Here is a 15,830-nt window from a genome sequence, read left to right on the forward strand (position 1 = left end):
GAAACAACATGAGGATTCGTCGTGTTAGCGGTGTTTGGTAATGTGTTTTTGTGTGTTCATTTGTTGATTGCCTTGTCTGTACAAGTGGGGGCTTGACTCGTGGGCGCCGCAGCCGCTGTCCGGCGGACGGCATCTTCATCCCACCAACGAGAGGACGTCCTCGATGGACCCTCGCATCCCACGGATCCGGGGCGGGTTCGCGCGCCTGCCCGTCGCCGCCCTGGCGGCCGTACTCCTCGCACTGACCGCGCCGACCGGAGCCCGCGCCGCCACCGCGAGTGCCAACCTGTTGTTGAACGGGGACGCGGAGACGTCCCAGTGCAGCCCCGGCGGCTGGGAGGAGACGACCGTCCCCGGCTGGCAGATCGCCTCCGGCGATCCGGTGATCAACTGTTACGGGGTCCCCACCGGCGCCTCCGCGACCACGCCAGGACCCTCCGCGCGCGGCGGAGCCTACTTCCAGGGCGGCGCCCGCGGAGCCTCGCGGCTCTCGCAGACGACCGACCTGTCCAGCGCCGGGGGAGCGGTCGACTCGGGCACGGTGCACGCGACCCTGTCCGGGTGGCTCGGCGGCGTCGGCTCCGACGGCGACGCCGCCACGGTGACGATCACCTACCGCGACGCGTCGGGCTCCTCGCTCGGAACGGCGTCGATCGGCCCGGTCAGCGCGACCGACCGCGCCGACACCACCGAGTTCCTGCAGCGCAGTTCGACGACGACCGTGCCGGCGGGCACCCGCTCCGTCGTCACCACCGTCGACTTCTCGCTCACCTCGGGAACGAACAGCGAGGCCATGGCGGACGACCTGTCGCTGACCTTGGACGCGTCCGTGACGGTGCCGACGCTCGCCGTCCCGGCATCGACGGTGCCGCGCTTCGACCACGTCTTCACCGTCATGCTGGAGAACAACAACTACTCGGCCACATCGAACACCGCCGACAACGGCACCGGCATCATCGGCAACACCTCCGCTCCCTACATCAACGGCACCCTGCTGCCGATGGGCTCGCTGCTGACGAACTACCATGCCGGAACACACAACTCGGACCCGAACTACGAGCAGATCGCCTTCGGCAACTCCTACGGGCGCAGCAGCCAGTCGGGCAACGCCAACTGCATCACCAGCCCGTCCTGCACCGCGACCAACAATGGTCTGGGGGACAACCTCGACGCCGCGGGCCGCAGTTGGAAGCAGTACACGCAGAGCCAGACCAGCAACTGCCAGACCGCCGACAGCGGTGAGTACGCAGCCGACGACGTGCCGTTCTACTATGCGGCCCGGATGAAGAACGACAACGCCTACTGCCAGGCCCACTGGCAGCCGCTGTCGCAACTGCTGGGCACCGACCTGGCGTCGACCGCGACCACACCGGACTTCGTGTGGTTCGACCCCGACTCCTGCGACGACATGGAGGACTGCGGCATCGCCGCGGGCGACACCTGGCTCAGCCAGACGCTGCCCACGCTCTTCGCGTCCCCCGCCTGGACCCAGCAGAAGTCGCTGCTCGTGCTCACCTTCGACGAGGACGGCTCCGGCAGCTACGCAGGTTTCGGCACCGGGCAGACCAACCAGGTGATGACCCTGGTGATCGGCTCACAGGGCACGGTCAAGGCCGGCTATCTCGACGCGAACCGCTACGACCACTACAGCACCGCCCGCGTCTTCGAGGGCGCGCTCGGTCTGACCGCCACGATGACCGACAACGACAAGTGGGCCACGCCGTACAACGAGGTCTTCACCGCCGGCTCCGCGCCCGCCGACGACTTCAGCATCGCCGACACCACCTTCGCCGCACCGGTCAACCAGGGCGCGTCCGCCGGCGCCGCCGTTGCCACCGCGGTCACCTCCGGCGCCGCTGAGGCCGTCACCCTCGCCGCCTCCGGCCTGCCCGGCGGCGTGACCGCGACGTTCGACCCCGCGACGGTCACCGCCGGCGGCACGTCCACGATGACCTTGCACGCCGCCTCGAGCGCTGCACTCGGCACGGTGACGGCCACCGTCACCGGCACCAGCGGGTCCACGACGCACTCCGTCCCGTTCACCGTGACCGTCGGCGTCCCCGGCAGCGGCGGCGGTCTCGTGTCCGGGGGCACCTACGAGATCATCCAGGGCGGTAAGGCCGTGGACGACCCGGGATCGTCGACGACCGCGGGCACCCAGTTGATCGTGTGGGGTCTGCACGGCGGGACGAACCAGCGGTGGACCTTCACGCAGAACGGCGACGGTTCCTTCCAGATGAAGAACGCCGTCTCCGGACTGTGCGCCGACGACTCGGGCGCGTCCAGCGCGGCCGGCTCGAAGATCGTGCAGTGGACCTGCACGGGCAACAACAACCAGCGCTGGACCGTCGTGCCCAGCGGGTCCGGCTACGCACTGGTCGACAGGGCGAGCGGGCTGGCGCTGACGGCCGGCGGCGCAACCGACGGCTCCCCCCTGACCCAGCAGCCCGACACTGGTAGCGCGCTGCAGACCTGGGCGTTCACCCGGGTCGGCTGACCGCGGTCCAAGAGGCGCGGCGCCCGCCGCCAGGCGGGCTCCGCGCCGAGCGGAAACGACTACCCATGAAGTCGGCCGCCGGTACCCACAAGAACGCCCCGGTCGATCGGTGAATGGGTACCGACATATCTCGACGAACCGCTCCGGCCTCATGTCTGCTGAATGGAGAAAAGGAATTTCCCACCGGTCGACACCGGTGGCGGCACAGAAAGAAGCAGAGCGGCATGGATGTGGAAAATGTGGTTCAGTACCCGCAGAACAGTGCCATCTACCTGCGCTGCTACCCGGCGGACGCCTGCTATCTGATCGAGTGCTCAATCACGCTCAGCGAATACGCGAAAAGTCTGCGCCTGGGTGACCCGACCGTTTTCATGGACAATGGCCGACGTTCCTGCGAGCCCCGATTCGCACTGGAGTCCCTGCTGTACGCGGTGGAATGCGGCCTCTACCGCACGGTCATCATCCCGGGGCCTTTCGTCTTCTCCGTCCGCGACCGCGAAGCCATGGAATGCGTGCGCAGACTCGAGTCCCTGGGCTGCCGTGTCCTCCAGCTCTCCCGCGAGTGGACCAGGAGCGGATGCTGATCCCGCCCCGCGCAGAGGTGACGGGCCCGCCGATTTCGGCGGGCCCGTCACCGTTTCATCTCCGGGGTGTCCGGCGGGCTACGTGGTCAGAGACCATCGCTGATTGCCGGCGCCGTCGCAGGTCCAGAGGTCGACGCCGGTGCCGTTGCCGGTCGCCTGCCCGGCGACGTCGAGGCACAGTCCCGACTGGCGGCCGACGATGCTTCCGTCGGACTGCACCGTCCACTTCTGGTTGGCGCCGCCGTTGCAGGGCCACATGTCCACAGTGGCGCCCGGGGACGTCGACTGGTTGGCGACGTCGAGACACAGGCCCGACTGGGTGCCCTCGATGCTGCCGTCGGCGCTCAGGCTCCACTTCTGGTTGGCGCCGCCGTTGCAGTCCCAGACGTCCACCCCGGCCCCGGCCGAAACCGACTGGTTGGCGACGTCGAGGCAGCGTTGGGACTGCGCGCCGACCACCGATGCGGCCCCCTGCGACCAGGTCCCGGCGGAGGCGTTCAGGGTCCACGGGCTGTACCAGGACATCGAGACCGAGGTGCCGGTGATGGTCAGCGGCAGCCAGATCATGGGCGACCCGCCGAGGTCCGAGGTCTGCCAGCGGTCGCCGGCGTAGATGTACGTCGTGCCCGAGGCGCCCTGGACAGGGATGATGTTCGCGGTCTGGCTGTCGTACGTGTCGGTGCCGCCGGGGGCGAAGGACTGGAAGGCGGACCACGGCCCGGCGAGGGAGGTGGCCGTCGCGTAGACGTTGTCGTTCGTGCTCCAGCCGCTCAGGTGCGAGCCGAAGAGGTAGTAGGTGCCGCCGACCTTCGTCATCGCGGGCGCCTCGTAGTCCGGCAGGACGGCCACGGAACCGACCACCGACAAGTAGTCGGCTGACAGCCTGTCAATGCGCAGGCCGTTGGCCCGGTCCTCGCTGAGCAGGTACGCCGTGCCGTCCGTGTCCTGGAACAACCCCAGGTCGCGGCTCTGGAAGCCCAGCGGCTGGAAGCTGCCCCGGTAGCTGTACGGACCGCAGGGGCTGGCGCTGGTGGCCACGCCGACCTTGGCCTCCCCGTACGACGAGCTGTCGATGTGCATGTACATCACGTACTGCTTCGTCGACGCGTTGTAGATCACCTTCGGGCGCTCGACGACCCGGCCCGGCCCGAGGTCGCCGCTCGCCTGCCGGGTCAACGCCCGGCCGCGGTACGTCCAGTTCGACAGGTCGGTGCTGCTGTAGCACGGGATGTCCTGGAAGGCGGCGTCGTTCGCGTTCTCACCGGTCTTGTCCTCCCCGAAGCCGTACCAGGTCGAGCCGACCTTGACGATGCCGAGGCCGTGCATCTGGAGCACGTTGCCGGCGGTGTCCGTCCAGGCCTGGCCCGGGTCGAACCGGCCGGATGCCTGCGCGGTGGCGGACGTCGGCGTCCACTGCTGGTTCGCGCCGCCGTTGCAGGTCCACTCGTCGACCTGGGCGCCGTCGGCGGTGCTCTGCCCGGCCACCTCCAGACACAGCCCGGAGGCGACGTTCGTGACGCTGCCGTCGGGATGCTGGACCCACCTCTGGCTCGAGGCGCCCGAGCACGCCCTCACGACGACTGCCGTGCCGGGTGCGGTACCGCTCTGCGTGTCCAGGCACCTGGACCCGCCCGAGCCGACGATGGCGCCGGAGGCCCGCAGCTGGAACTTCTGACCGGCGGCGCCGGTGCAGGTGGAGGAGACGGACGGCGCGCCCGTCGCGACCGCCGCCGTCAGGCAGCGGCTGGACTGGCCGCCCACCAACTCCTGGTCCGCGTAGCCGCTGCTCCCAGGGGAGCCCGAGCTGGACAGCACGTACGTGGAGATACTGCGGGCCGGCAGGGAGGCGCTGATCGTCGAACCCGAGACGCTCGGCGCGGCCACGCCTGCCATGTCCTCCGTCGCGCTGGTCCGGTACGCGCCGGCCGGCGCCAACCCCGTGCTGTGGAGGTTCAGACCGAAGGACGTCGAGGCGGCATTGGTGTTCGCGACGACGACGACCCAGCTGCCGTTCTGCCGGAACGCCAGCGGCTGCACGCCGGTCGGAGCGCCGGTGACGGCGTAGCGGACGGCTCCCGGCCGGACGTACTTGCTGTACTGGCCCAGGGCGTAGAAACGCTTGGAGACGTAGAGCGTCTGGTTGCCGTCGGTGGCGTAGTTCGGGTCGTAGTAGATCAGGCCGTCGTTCCAGCCGTCGGAGTTCACGGACGTGGCGCACGACGCCTGCGTCGGATCGCAGCCGATCTCGGAGGACAGGGCGGTCCACCACTGGAACGCGCTGTCATTGCCGTAAGCCAGGTCGTCGTACAGTGAGTTGACCATCGTCAGGGCGCCCGTGACGGTCGGGTCGTACTGCGAGCCGTAACCCCCGCCGCCGGCCTGGCAGCAGATCTCCGTGGCCCACAGGGGCTTCCCGGCCGTGGCGCCCAGCGCGCCGACCTGCTCGAGCTGTGAGCCGGTGGGGAAGTCGTAGGTGTGGTGCGCGATGGCGCCGACCGACCGGGGCGCCGTCGGATCCGCCAGCCAACCGGGCGCCTCGCTGGTCAGCTGGGTGGTCAGGCTCGACTCGTCAGCGATCACCTTCGTGCCGGACCGACCCGCCTGCTTGAGCGCGGACCCGACGGCGTTGATGACACCGGCGCGGTCGGCGGGGGCGACGGCCATGCCCTCCTGGCCGCAGGAGCCGAACGAGTCGTCGGGCTCGTTCATCGGGCTGATCTGGCTGAGCCCGATGCCCTGGGAGGCGAAGTGCTTGACCACGGCGGCCAGGTAGCCGCCGTACTGGGTGTCCTTTGCCGTGTTGATCGAACCGGCACAGCTCTGGCCGTTCGTGGTGAACTGCGGTGGTGCGCTGTTGACGAAGCCGATCAGGTCGGGGACGTCGTCGGCGGCCGCGAGCTTCAGGAAGGCCTGCCCGCCCGGGTCCTTGGTCCAGTCGTAGCTGCCGTCGGCGTTGAGGAAGGTCTGCGGAGCGCGCGCCGGTGTGGTGACCCCGACGCCTCCTCCGCCGATGTTGTAGCGGTACTGGCTGAGCCGGATGCCCGAGTTGGTGAAGAGCAGGTTCGCCACCTGCTTCTGCGCCGCCGAGGAGAAGGCGGCCAGATCGTTCGGCCACCACGCGCCCGAGGCGCCGAACCCGGTGATCGTCTGCGCCGCGCCGGCGACCTGGGCGGGCGGCGGCCCGGCGGGGGAGTTCGCGGCCGGGGCGGGGGAGCTTGTGGCCGCCGCGGTAGCGCTTGTGGCGACCCCGGCTCCGGCGGTCGTCATCACTGCTGCCAGGAGCAGGGCGATCCGTCTGGATCGAAGTATCTGCCGTAGTGAGGCCCTGGGTTCAGGCACGGAAACCTCCAGAAACGGTGGGTGGGACGGCGGAGCCGAGCGGTTCCGGCAGGTCATGGCGTGCGGAACTCAGGTGCGGGAAAAGGGCGCTCGGCTCAGGGCGCGCCGTGCGGCTTCCGTCGTCGTGGCCCCGAGGCGGAAACGCAGCGGCAAACGGATGTTTACGTAAACATCACGCTGCGGAAGAGCCTGGAGGTCACCCGTGGTCGGTGTCAAGGCCCGTGCGACCAGCCGTTTTGGACATGAGGGGGCCTCGCATCCGCGGGCTCTGCCTGGGCGCGCGGACGCGCTGATGCCGGATCAGCAGATCCGGGGCAGGCCGCGGTCGCCGCTCCGGCGTGCGCAGGACCGCTCGGTGGGCGGGGATGCGAGGAGCGCCCGCGTGCGGAAGGGAGGGCGTGGCGTCGGACAGGATCGCGGCCTTGGTCGCCTCGGGGTCATCGCCGAGGTTCGCCTCGAGCCCGAAGCACCCTGGGCGGTCGCGGAGGATTCATCTCTGCCCGCTGACGGCGCGTTCCAGGCCGTCGAGGACCAGGTCGAGGCCGAAGGTGAATTCGTCGGCGTAGTCGTAGCCGGGGCGGAGCACGTGGTGGGTCGCCATCTCGGCCAGGTAGGGGTACTGGTCGGCCGGGAACTGCGCAAGCATCGACTGGGCCAGGCGCGCGGTCTCGTCGGGGGAGTCGAAGGGGAGGCCGCGCTCCTGGAGGGCGAAGCCGTAGATGTAGCTGTCGAGCGCCGAATAGGCGTGCGCCGCCAGCTCGATGGAGAAGCCGGCGGTGCGCAGGCAGGCGAGGACGGCGTCGTGGTGACGCAGCGTCGCGGGGCCCGGGGTGGTCCGGGACTCCATCAGGCCGATCGCCCAGCGGTGCCGGGCCAGCGCCCGGCGGGCCGAGATCGCCCGGAGCCGCATCGACGTCCGCCAGTCCCGACTGTCCGACGGCGGCAGGTCGATCTCGGCGAAGACGGTGTCGATCATGCCGTCCAGGAGGTCGCTCTTGTTCGCGACGTGGGTGTAGAGGGACATGGCCTCCACCCCGACCGCCTCGCCGAGCCTGCGCATGGTGAGGGCCGGCAGCCCGTCCGCGTCGGCGAGGGCGACCGCCGCCTGGAGGACCCGGTCGCGGGTGAGCGGGGCGCGAGGCGGGCGGTCGGGACTGGTGCCTGCGGTCATCTGCTCCTCCGGCTCCTGCGGTCGGGAGCTTGACAGCTTACAGCGTAAGGGCAGAGCCTTACGCTGTAAGGAGGCAAACGGACCGTCCCGGAAGAGGGTCGTGATGAACGCCGAGCAGCCGTCGGTGCTGACCGCCACCGCCACAGCCGCGAAGTCGATGCAGTCGATCGTCCAGGAGCGCTATGGCTCCTCGCCCGAGCGCGTCCTCCGCCTGGCGAGCGTCCCGCTGCCCGCCATCGGGCGGGGTGAGGTCCTGGTCCGGGTGAGGGCGGCCAGCGTGGACCGTGGCACGTGGCACCTGATGGCCGGACTGCCGTACCCGGTGCGGGCCGCGGGCTTCGGCCTGCGGCGCCCCAAGTACGCCAACCCCGGCCGGGCTCTCGCCGGGACGGTCGAGGCCGTCGGCGCGGACGTCGCCGGGCTCGCGCCCGGCGACGAGGTGTACGGCGTCGGCGCCGCCACCTTCGCCGAGTACGCGCGCTCCAGGGCCGACAAGCTCACCGCCAAGCCGGCCAACCTCACCTTCGCCGAGGCGGCCACCGTGCCGATCTCCGGGCTCACCGCCCTCCAGGCCGTCCGCGACCACGGGCAGGTCCGCGAGGGCCGGCGGGTGCTCGTCATCGGCGCGTCCGGAGGCGTCGGCAGCTTCGCCGTGCAGGTCGCCAAGGCGTTCGGGGCCGAGGTGACCGCCGTGTGCGGCGCCGGCGCGGCCAAGGCGGCCCTGGTCCGCTCGCTCGGCGCCGACGAGGTCGTCGACCACACCGCCGTCGACCCGACCGACGGCCGGGTCCGCTACGACGTCATCCTCGACACGGGCGGTAACCGCCCCCTGTCCCGACTGCGCCGCGCGCTCACCGCCACCGGGCGGCTCGTCATCGTCGGCGGCGAGACCGACGGACGGTGGCTCGGCGGCACGGACCGTCAGATCCGGGCGCAGCTGCTGTCACCGTTCGTCGGGCAGCGGCTCGGCTCCTTCGTCGCCTCAGAGAACGCGGCCGACCTGACGGTCCTTCGGGAGCTCGTCGAGGCGGGCCGGATCCTCCCGGCCGTCGACCGCACGTTCCCGCTCGCCGAGACTCCGGCGGCGATCCGCCACCTGCTGGACGGGCGGACGTGCGGCAAGGTCGCCGTCACGGTGTAGCAGCTCATTCCCACACGTCGGGCCCGTCGCCGAGCCATTCGACGACCGCGGGCTGGTCGAACGCCTCGGGGGGCATTCCGCACCGCACCATGATCGCCTTGACGTCCTCCGTCGAGTAGGCGCGGCCGACCTCGAGCCCGAGCATGTCGACGCGCCGGTAAGGGACGCCCGCGGCGTCGACGGCGACGCGGTGCACGACCACCCTGGCGTCGCTGTGGCCCGCGCGGAGGAAGTAGGGGCTGCCCATGACTCCAGCCTGCGGCGGCGACGCCGTGATCGCCACCGCGAGGTCGGGGCCGGGCCCGGCCGGAGGCTCGGCAGGGATTCAGCAGGAGAGGTTGCCGGGGCCGACGTCGGTGCCGAGCACGCCCGTGAAGCGCTCGAACAGGTTGATCCGGGCGTTGCGCTCGGCCGGGTTCTTGCCGTCGCACTCCAGGTCGCCGTTGATCGTGCGGATCGTCTCGCCGAAGCCCTTGCCCTGGACCATGGCGTCGTGGGCGGTCCAGTGCCCCGCCCCGGTCTGGGTGTTCCACATCCACAGGGCGGTCTTCCAGGACACCGCCGAGTCCCTCTCCACCGCCCAGGGGTTGTGCAGCAGATCGACGTGGAGGGCGTCGCCGGCGGCCTTGTAGTTGAAGTTCCAGCTGAGCTGGAGCGGCCCGCGTCCGTAGTAGGCGGCCTGGCCGGCCGGGCAGCCGTAGGGCTGGCTGGTGTCGCAGTAGTGGGGGTAGTTGGACGTGTTCTGCTCCACGACGTACCGCAGGCCGGCCGTCTCGTGGGAGACGTTGGCCAGGAAGGCCGCCGCCTCCCGCCTGCGGGTCTTCTCGTCGCCGGTGGTGACGAAGGCCGGGTAGGCGCGCAGCGCGTCGACCAGGCCCTGGTAGCTGTAGAACGGGCTCCGGGACGGGAACATCTGGTTGAACTGTCCCTGGCTGACGACGAATCCGGATGCGGCGGCGGGCACGGCCGGGGCGGCGACGGCGAGGCCGCACGCGACCGCTGCGGCGCTCATTCCTGCGAGGAGGCGGGATCGGAAACGGGCGAGCGCGCGCGTGGCGGGCATCGGTGCTCCTACGGCGTAGTCGATCACTGACAACGGTGATCACTATCGCCGAGGGGGCTGTGACTGTGCGTCATTGACGCTGCCCACGCACGGATGAAGCCGAGGTGGTGCCGGTTGACCGAGGGGTCTGCCGACTGCCGCCAGTAGGTTCAGCCCGTGGGCGGAATCGACGTACTTGTCGTGGTGGGCGGCGCGTGCCCGTGGGTGCGTCAGGACTGTGCCGCCGCGGCGATCCGGGCGAGTTCCGCGCGGGCGGCCGCGACCAGTTCGGCGTTGGTGTTCGCGTGCCCGGCCAGACCCCAGCCGCCGTCCGGTGCCTCGGTGAGCAGCACCCAGGTCCGCTCGGCCGCGGTCGGGTCGCCGGACGCGTCGGCCACCAGGTCGGTCAGACGCCGGACCACGGCCAGCTGCTTGTCGCGGTCCAGGGCGCCCGCGTTCGTCAGCACCTGGACCCGGATGTAGCCGCTGTCGCCGTCGACGTTCGACAGGCGGTCCGCGGGCATCTCGTGCACGAAGGCGGCGGTGTTCCTGCGGAACATCGGGATGTCGGGGACCTGCTCGATCTCCATCAGCGTGGCCGCCAGCGTCTGGGCGAGCTTCTTCGTGTCGCCGAAGGTTCCCGCCGCGGCGTAGACGTCGATCATGGGCATGGTGTCAGCTCCTGCGAGGGTCGACGGTCGAAGGGGATTCAGGACGGAGCGGCACTAGAACCAGCCGCCCACGGCGGCGGCGACCGGGTCGGCTCCGGGCTCGCGCAGCGCGTAGAGCGTCTTCGCGCCCACCCACAGCAGGGTCCTGCCGTAGGGGAGGTCGGGGTGGCGGTCGACCATGGCGTGGAAGAACTCGGTCGCCGACGAGCAGGTCGCCAGCGCGGCCCCGACATCGTCGAGATACCGCCGGGACTCGGCGATGACGCGGGTGGCGTCGTCGTCGCGCTCCCTGTCCTTGTGGCCCGCGACGATGTACCGCGGCGCGAGGGACTCGACGGTGGTGATGGCGTGGCGCCAGGCGTCGAGGCCGCCGCCGGCCGACTCGCCGACGAACATGTGCGCGCCGTTGTAGAGCACGTCGCCGGCCACCACCAGGCCGAGATCGGGGACGTGCAGGACGCTGGTCCGCTCGGTGTCGGTGTGCCCGACGTCGACCAGGCGCAGGGCATGCCCCTCCAGGGTGAGGGTGTCGTCGGGGACGGTGATGGCGGTGACCGGGGTGTCGGGGATCTGCCCCGGCCACAGCTTGTCCCAGGCGAACGGCCGGGCCGCCACGTTGCCGTGCATCACGGCGATGGTCCCGGCGGTGGCCACGACCGGCGCGTCGAACCGCCGAGCGAACTCGTCGTCGCCGAACCAGTGGTCACCGTGTCCGTGGGTGGCGACGACGGCGACGAGGTTCTTGCCGCTGGCGGCCACCCACGCGGCGACCTCCTCGATCTGCCCCACGGTGAACGGCGGGTCGACCAGGACGGCGTCCCGTTCGCCGTGGACCAGGGTGGTCGAGATCGGCTGGAAGAACCGCTTCCCGCCGTCCGGCAGGGGTTCGTCGACGCTGATCGGCAGCGGGTCGCAGACGTGGACGGCGTAGCCGAGGGAGTCTGTGGACATGGGCTCTGGCCTTTCTGCTGGCTGGTGGTCAGCTCTCAGCTGAGGAACGCCTCGACGTCGGCGGCGAACTCGGCGTGGTGCTGGAACAGGAACCCGTGCGCTGCGTCGGGGTAGATCCTCAGCCGGGCCTGCGGGATCAGACCGGCGAGCAGGTAGGAGTAGTGAGGCAGGATCATCGGGTCGCTGTCGCCGTTGGCGACGAACACCGGCAGCGTCAGGCAGCCCAGTCGTTGGAGCAGGCCGTGGTCGGGGACGCCCCACGTGCAGACCGCGTCGTACTGCGCCTCCCGGGTCGCCCAGGAGGCGGGCGCGTCCCGGTCCGTGCTCCTGGCGAAGATGCGCTGCAGGGCCAGCTGCCCGGCCTGCCGGCTGGTCGGGGAGGGGGCGTAGAAGACGTCGAGGACCTCCTCGGCGGTGGTCTCGGGGGAGCCGATGACGCCGATGACCTTCGGCGCCCAGCCGTGCATCCCGGCCGCGCCCTGGGGCGCGGACGAGGCCAGGACCAGGCGCCTGACCATGGCGGGCCTGGTCAGGGCGATCTGCTGGGCCACGAAGCTGCCGAGGGAGAAACCCAGGAGGTCGACCCGGGTGAGGCCCATCGCGGTCAGGAAGGCCACGGCGTCACGGGCCATCTGCTCCACGGTGTCCGGGGTGCTGCCGCTGGAGCCGCCGACCCCGGTGTTGTCGAAGGCGATCACCCGCCGGGTGGAGGCCAGCGCGTCGACGAGGGCGGGGTCCCAGTTGTCGAGGTTCCCGCGGAAGTGCTGGAGCAGGACCAGCGGGGCCCCGCCGGCGGCCCGGCCGGTGTCGCCTGCGCCCTCGCCGGTGTCGCGGTAGGCGTAGTCGACGCCGTTCGCGGCGGTGACGGTGCGGTTCGGCAGGTCGGCGTACGAGCCGTGCCGCGGCTCTGCGGTGGTGCTGTCGCCGGCGGTCCCGGTGGCCATGTGACGCTCCGATCAACGATCTGCGCGGTACAGGTCAACTGTCACACTCGCCCGCTTCCCGGTCTCTCACCTGAACGTGTGAGGGCGGGATCCGAGGGGACGACCGGGTCCGGCGGGTCGTCGCCAGGCTCCTCGGGGTCCTCGGGATCCTCGGCGGGGTCCGCGGCTCGGCGGCGGACCCTGCGCCGGTCGTGCAGGGTGGCGACGGCCAGGGCCGCGAAGAACAGCAGGCAGATCGGCGCGGCGAGCACGGTCATGGTGAGGGGGTCGCCGGTGGGCGTGGCCATCGCGGAGAAGGTGAAGATCAGCAGGACCGCGCCGCGCCACCAGCGGCGCAGCCGGGCGGCGCTGAGCACGCCGGCGAAGTTGAGGGCGACGAGCAGGAGCGGCAGTTCGAAGGAGAGCCCGAACACGAGCACCATGCGGATGAAGAAGTCCAGGAACTCGTCGCCCGGCAGGGCCAGCGAGAACGAGCCGGGGTTGAGGCCCGCCAGCACGGCCAGGGCCTTGGGGAAGGTCCAGTAGGCCAGGTAGCCGCCGAGGCAGAACAGCGGGACGGCGGCGGCGGTGAAGCCCAGGCCGAAACGCTTCTCCTTCTTGTAGAGGCCGGGCGCGACGAAGGCCCACAGCTGGTAGCTCCACACCGGACTGGCCAGGACCAGGCCGACCGTCATGGCGACCTTGAACGTGAGCGACAGCGGGGCGAGGACGCCCTGGTTGACGAGCAGCCCGTTGGGGCACTGCGGGTCGGGCTGTCCGACGCCGTGGACGCCCTTGATGGCGCAGGCCGGCCCGGTGAGCAGGTCGATCACCCGGTCGTGGACGAGCCAGCCGACCAGGCCGGTGACCAGCAGTGCGGCGACGCAGACGAGCAGGCGCGTCCTCAGTTCGCGCAGGTGGTCGGCGAGTTGCATGATGCCGTGATCGGGCTCCACTAGCTCGGCCAGGTGCGCTGGGCCTTCGGCAGGTCGTCGGCGGCCGCAGGGGCGGCCGTGGGGGATTCCGCGGGGGGCGCCGTCGGCGTCGGTGCAGGGCTCGCCTCGACCTGGAGGGTTCTCGGGGTCGGTTCGGCAGGCGCCGGGCCCGCCTCGACGGTGACGTCCGGTGACTTCATGGCGCCCACCTCCGATTTGAGGATGCGCAGCGACTTGCCCAGGGCGCGGGCGGAGTCGGGCAGGCGCTTGGCTCCGAACAGGAGCAGGACGACGACGGCGATGATGACGATCTCAAGTCCGCGGTTCTCCAGCATGGTTCCTTCACCCTCCAAAGTATTGACCGAGCGCATGGTCAGTTATAGCTTTCGCGGCAGCCGTGGGGAAGCCCCGCGGACATCGAAGTGGAGAGCACATGAACGAGCCCATCGAGTCGGCCCGGCCCGCGGAGACGCAGCCCGGAACGGAAGCGGAGACGGCGGCGCCGGCCACGAAGCGGAACCGGCCGGTGGACCGGCGCAGCTTCCTCGCCATCGCCGGGCTGACCATGGTGGGTGTGGTGTGGGCGGCCAACAGCGCCGGTTCCCAGCCCGCCCGCGCCGCCACACCGACCCCCTGCGGATCGCCGACCCCGACGCCGACCCCGACCGGCACCGGAGGCGCCGGGGGCAGGACCGGGACCTTCGTCGTCCCGCTCGACAGCGTGACCCACACCCGCACCTGGATGGCCTGGCCGGACGACCCGACGATCTGGACCGGCGGCAGCGGCGGACGGCGCGGCTCGTCCCCCTCGCTCAGGCAGATCCAGTCGAACATCGCACTGGTCGCCAACACGATCGCGAAGTACGAGCCCGTCATCATGTGCGCCAACCCGGCCAGTGCCGCGTCGGCCCGGGCGGCCTGCACGAACCCCAACGTCACGGTGATCACCAGCATCCCCGTCAACGACTGCTGGATGCGCGACACCGGCCCGGTCTTCCGGACCGACGGGGCCGGCGGTCTCGACGCGGTGGGCCTCAACTTCAACGGCTGGGGCGGGCGGCAGGTCGCCACCAACGACTCCAAGGTCGCGGCGGCCGTCGCGGCCTACGTCGGCGTGCCGTTCACCGCCGCCGGGTTCACCGGCGAGGGCGGGGCCGTCGAAGCCGACGGCTCCGGCACGCTGATGGCCACCAAGAGCAGCCTCGTCAACACCAACCGGAACCCGAACATGACGCAGGCCCAGGTCGAAGCGGCGATGTGCGCGGCGTACGGGGCCTCGAAGGTGATCTGGTTCCCGGGGATCGCCGGCCAGGACATCACCGACGACCACGTCGACGCCACCTCGCGCTTCGTGGGCGTCGGCACCGGCCTGGTGCAGACCCCGAACCCGGCCGATGCGTCGGACATGTGGTCCAACGACGAGCAGCAGCAGTACGACACCCTGTCGGCCGCCACCAACGCCCAGGGCGCGACGATGCAGGTCACCAAGCTCCAGTCGCCGGACTACAACTACATCCGCCAGACCAGCAGCAACTTCGTCGACGCCTACGCCAACTACTACGTCTGCAACGGGGCCGTCATCTCCGCCCAGTTCGGCGACACCACCGCCGACGCCAACGCCAAGGCCGTGCTGACCAGCCTGTTCCCGGGCCGCGTCATCGAGCAGATCAACATCGACTACATCGGTCTCGGCGGCGGCGGCATCCACTGCGTCACCCAGCCGCAGCCCGCGCCGTAGCCGCGCGGCAACCAACCAGTAGCGCTCGCACACGACACGGTGGCACCCGTCGGGGAAACCCCTGGAGCTCCGTGTCGTGTGCGGACTATAATTTCAGTCAGTTGGAGCTGACCAACCGAGGCGACAGACAGACGAAGAGGGTGCCCGGCCGTGGCTGACCGCAGGACGACGCTGTTGGAGGCCGCCGCGCGGGTCATCGCCCGGCGCGGGGTGCGCGGCCTGCGGGTCGAGGAGCTGGCCGCGGAGGCGGGCGTGTCCACCGCGCTGATCTACTACCACTTCAAGCACCGCATGGGCATCGTGCGCGCGACCCTGGAGTTCATCAGCGAGCGCGCCGACCGCTACACCGGCCGGCGGGACCCGGACGCGCCGCCGCTCGACGCCCGCGGCGAACTCCTGGAGACGCTCCTGCTCGAGCTCCAGGACGTCCCCGAGGTCCGCGAGAACAGCACGGCCTGGTGCGAGTTGCGCGCCTGCGCCGTCTTCGAGCCGGAGCTGCACGAGGAGGTCGCCAAGGCCACCCTCGTCTGGGTGCAGGACGTCGCCGAACTGCTCGGAAGGGTCCGCCCCACCGCCGGCGCGGCGGTCCTCGCGATGTCCGCGGAGCGCCTGACCGCGATGGTCGAGGGTCTGAGCACCCGGTGGCTCAGCGGGAGCCTGCCGCTGGCCCACGCGCGCGAACTGCTGATCGAAGCCGTCGATGTCGAGTTGACCCGGCTGCCCGGATCGCGCCCGGCGCCGGTCGCCTGCTGACCGCCCTCCCAGGGCGGTTGTGCCGAGAGCCTCGCTCCCCTTGGACGGGTAGCGAGGCTCTCGGTCATGAGGGTGGTGCTCCTGG

The 15,830-nt window shown here is 70.8% G+C and carries 14 protein-coding genes; 5 read left to right on the forward strand and 9 right to left on the reverse strand.

Annotation, left to right across the window (positions count from 1 at the left end):
* Window positions 1-163 precede the first annotated feature (163 nt).
* Both TR50_RS43060 and TR50_RS29795 read left to right on the forward strand, forming a co-directional pair.
* Entirely contained in the window at window positions 164-2,497 is a 2,334-nt protein-coding gene (locus TR50_RS43060) for an RICIN domain-containing protein (RefSeq protein ID WP_052441483.1), read from the forward strand.
* Window positions 2,498-2,721: 224 nt separating this feature from the next.
* Window positions 2,722-3,081, forward strand: coding sequence for a hypothetical protein (locus TR50_RS29795; RefSeq protein ID WP_152648714.1), 360 nt, complete (start codon window positions 2,722-2,724; stop codon window positions 3,079-3,081).
* 78 nt (window positions 3,082-3,159) lie between these two features.
* Here TR50_RS29795 and TR50_RS43685 read toward each other — a convergent pair whose 3' ends face one another.
* Complete coding sequence (locus tag TR50_RS43685) at window positions 3,160-6,348, reverse strand: ricin-type beta-trefoil lectin domain protein (protein ID WP_063775169.1); 3,189 nt, start codon at window positions 6,346-6,348, stop codon at window positions 3,160-3,162.
* 562 nt (window positions 6,349-6,910) lie between these two features.
* Window positions 6,911-7,591, reverse strand: a complete 681-nt coding sequence (locus TR50_RS29810) for a TetR/AcrR family transcriptional regulator C-terminal domain-containing protein (RefSeq protein WP_042429063.1) — start codon at window positions 7,589-7,591, stop codon at window positions 6,911-6,913.
* 103 nt (window positions 7,592-7,694) lie between these two features.
* On the opposite strand from TR50_RS29810, the gene TR50_RS29815 reads away from it, so the two are divergent.
* Window positions 7,695-8,732 carry an NAD(P)-dependent alcohol dehydrogenase gene (locus TR50_RS29815; protein WP_236654639.1) on the forward strand — a complete coding sequence of 346 codons (1,038 nt, stop codon included), beginning with the start codon at window positions 7,695-7,697 and terminating at the stop codon, window positions 8,730-8,732.
* A gap of 4 nt (window positions 8,733-8,736) precedes the next feature.
* On the opposite strand, the gene TR50_RS29820 is transcribed toward TR50_RS29815, so the two are convergent.
* From TR50_RS29820 to tatA, 7 genes are all read right to left on the reverse strand, one after another.
* Window positions 8,737-8,979, reverse strand: a complete 243-nt coding sequence (locus TR50_RS29820; RefSeq protein WP_042429066.1) for a hypothetical protein — start codon at window positions 8,977-8,979, stop codon at window positions 8,737-8,739.
* A 78-nt stretch (window positions 8,980-9,057) separates the two neighbouring features.
* Window positions 9,058-9,795, reverse strand: a complete 738-nt coding sequence (locus tag TR50_RS29825) for a chitinase (RefSeq protein WP_042429069.1) — start codon at window positions 9,793-9,795, stop codon at window positions 9,058-9,060.
* Window positions 9,796-10,004: 209 nt separating this feature from the next.
* A complete protein-coding gene (locus TR50_RS29830) occupies window positions 10,005-10,445 on the reverse strand; it encodes a tautomerase family protein (protein WP_042429071.1) in 441 nt (146 codons plus the stop codon).
* Between the two features lie 54 nt (window positions 10,446-10,499).
* Window positions 10,500-11,396 (reverse strand): MBL fold metallo-hydrolase, encoded by an 897-nt coding sequence (locus tag TR50_RS29835; RefSeq protein ID WP_052441485.1) that lies wholly within the window; start codon window positions 11,394-11,396, stop codon window positions 10,500-10,502.
* A 35-nt stretch (window positions 11,397-11,431) separates the two neighbouring features.
* Window positions 11,432-12,340, reverse strand: a complete 909-nt coding sequence (locus TR50_RS29840) for an alpha/beta fold hydrolase (protein ID WP_084701193.1) — start codon at window positions 12,338-12,340, stop codon at window positions 11,432-11,434.
* A gap of 41 nt (window positions 12,341-12,381) precedes the next feature.
* Complete coding sequence (tatC, locus tag TR50_RS29845) at window positions 12,382-13,254, reverse strand: twin-arginine translocase subunit TatC (protein ID WP_042429136.1); 873 nt, start codon at window positions 13,252-13,254, stop codon at window positions 12,382-12,384.
* A 20-nt stretch (window positions 13,255-13,274) separates the two neighbouring features.
* Window positions 13,275-13,589, reverse strand: coding sequence for a Sec-independent protein translocase subunit TatA (gene tatA, locus TR50_RS29850; protein WP_063775170.1), 315 nt, complete (start codon window positions 13,587-13,589; stop codon window positions 13,275-13,277).
* Between the two features lie 98 nt (window positions 13,590-13,687).
* Here tatA and TR50_RS29855 point away from each other — a divergent pair, with 98 nt between their 5' ends.
* Both TR50_RS29855 and TR50_RS29860 read left to right on the forward strand, forming a co-directional pair.
* Window positions 13,688-14,992: an agmatine deiminase family protein gene (locus tag TR50_RS29855; protein ID WP_152648715.1), complete on the forward strand. Its 1,305-nt coding sequence runs from the start codon at window positions 13,688-13,690 to the stop codon at window positions 14,990-14,992.
* A gap of 150 nt (window positions 14,993-15,142) precedes the next feature.
* Window positions 15,143-15,745: a TetR/AcrR family transcriptional regulator gene (locus TR50_RS29860; protein WP_042429074.1), complete on the forward strand. Its 603-nt coding sequence runs from the start codon at window positions 15,143-15,145 to the stop codon at window positions 15,743-15,745.
* Window positions 15,746-15,830 lie beyond the last annotated feature (85 nt).

Source organism: Streptacidiphilus anmyonensis (genome assembly GCF_000787855.1).
GTDB classification, from domain to species: Bacteria; Actinomycetota; Actinomycetes; order Streptomycetales; family Streptomycetaceae; genus Streptacidiphilus; species Streptacidiphilus anmyonensis.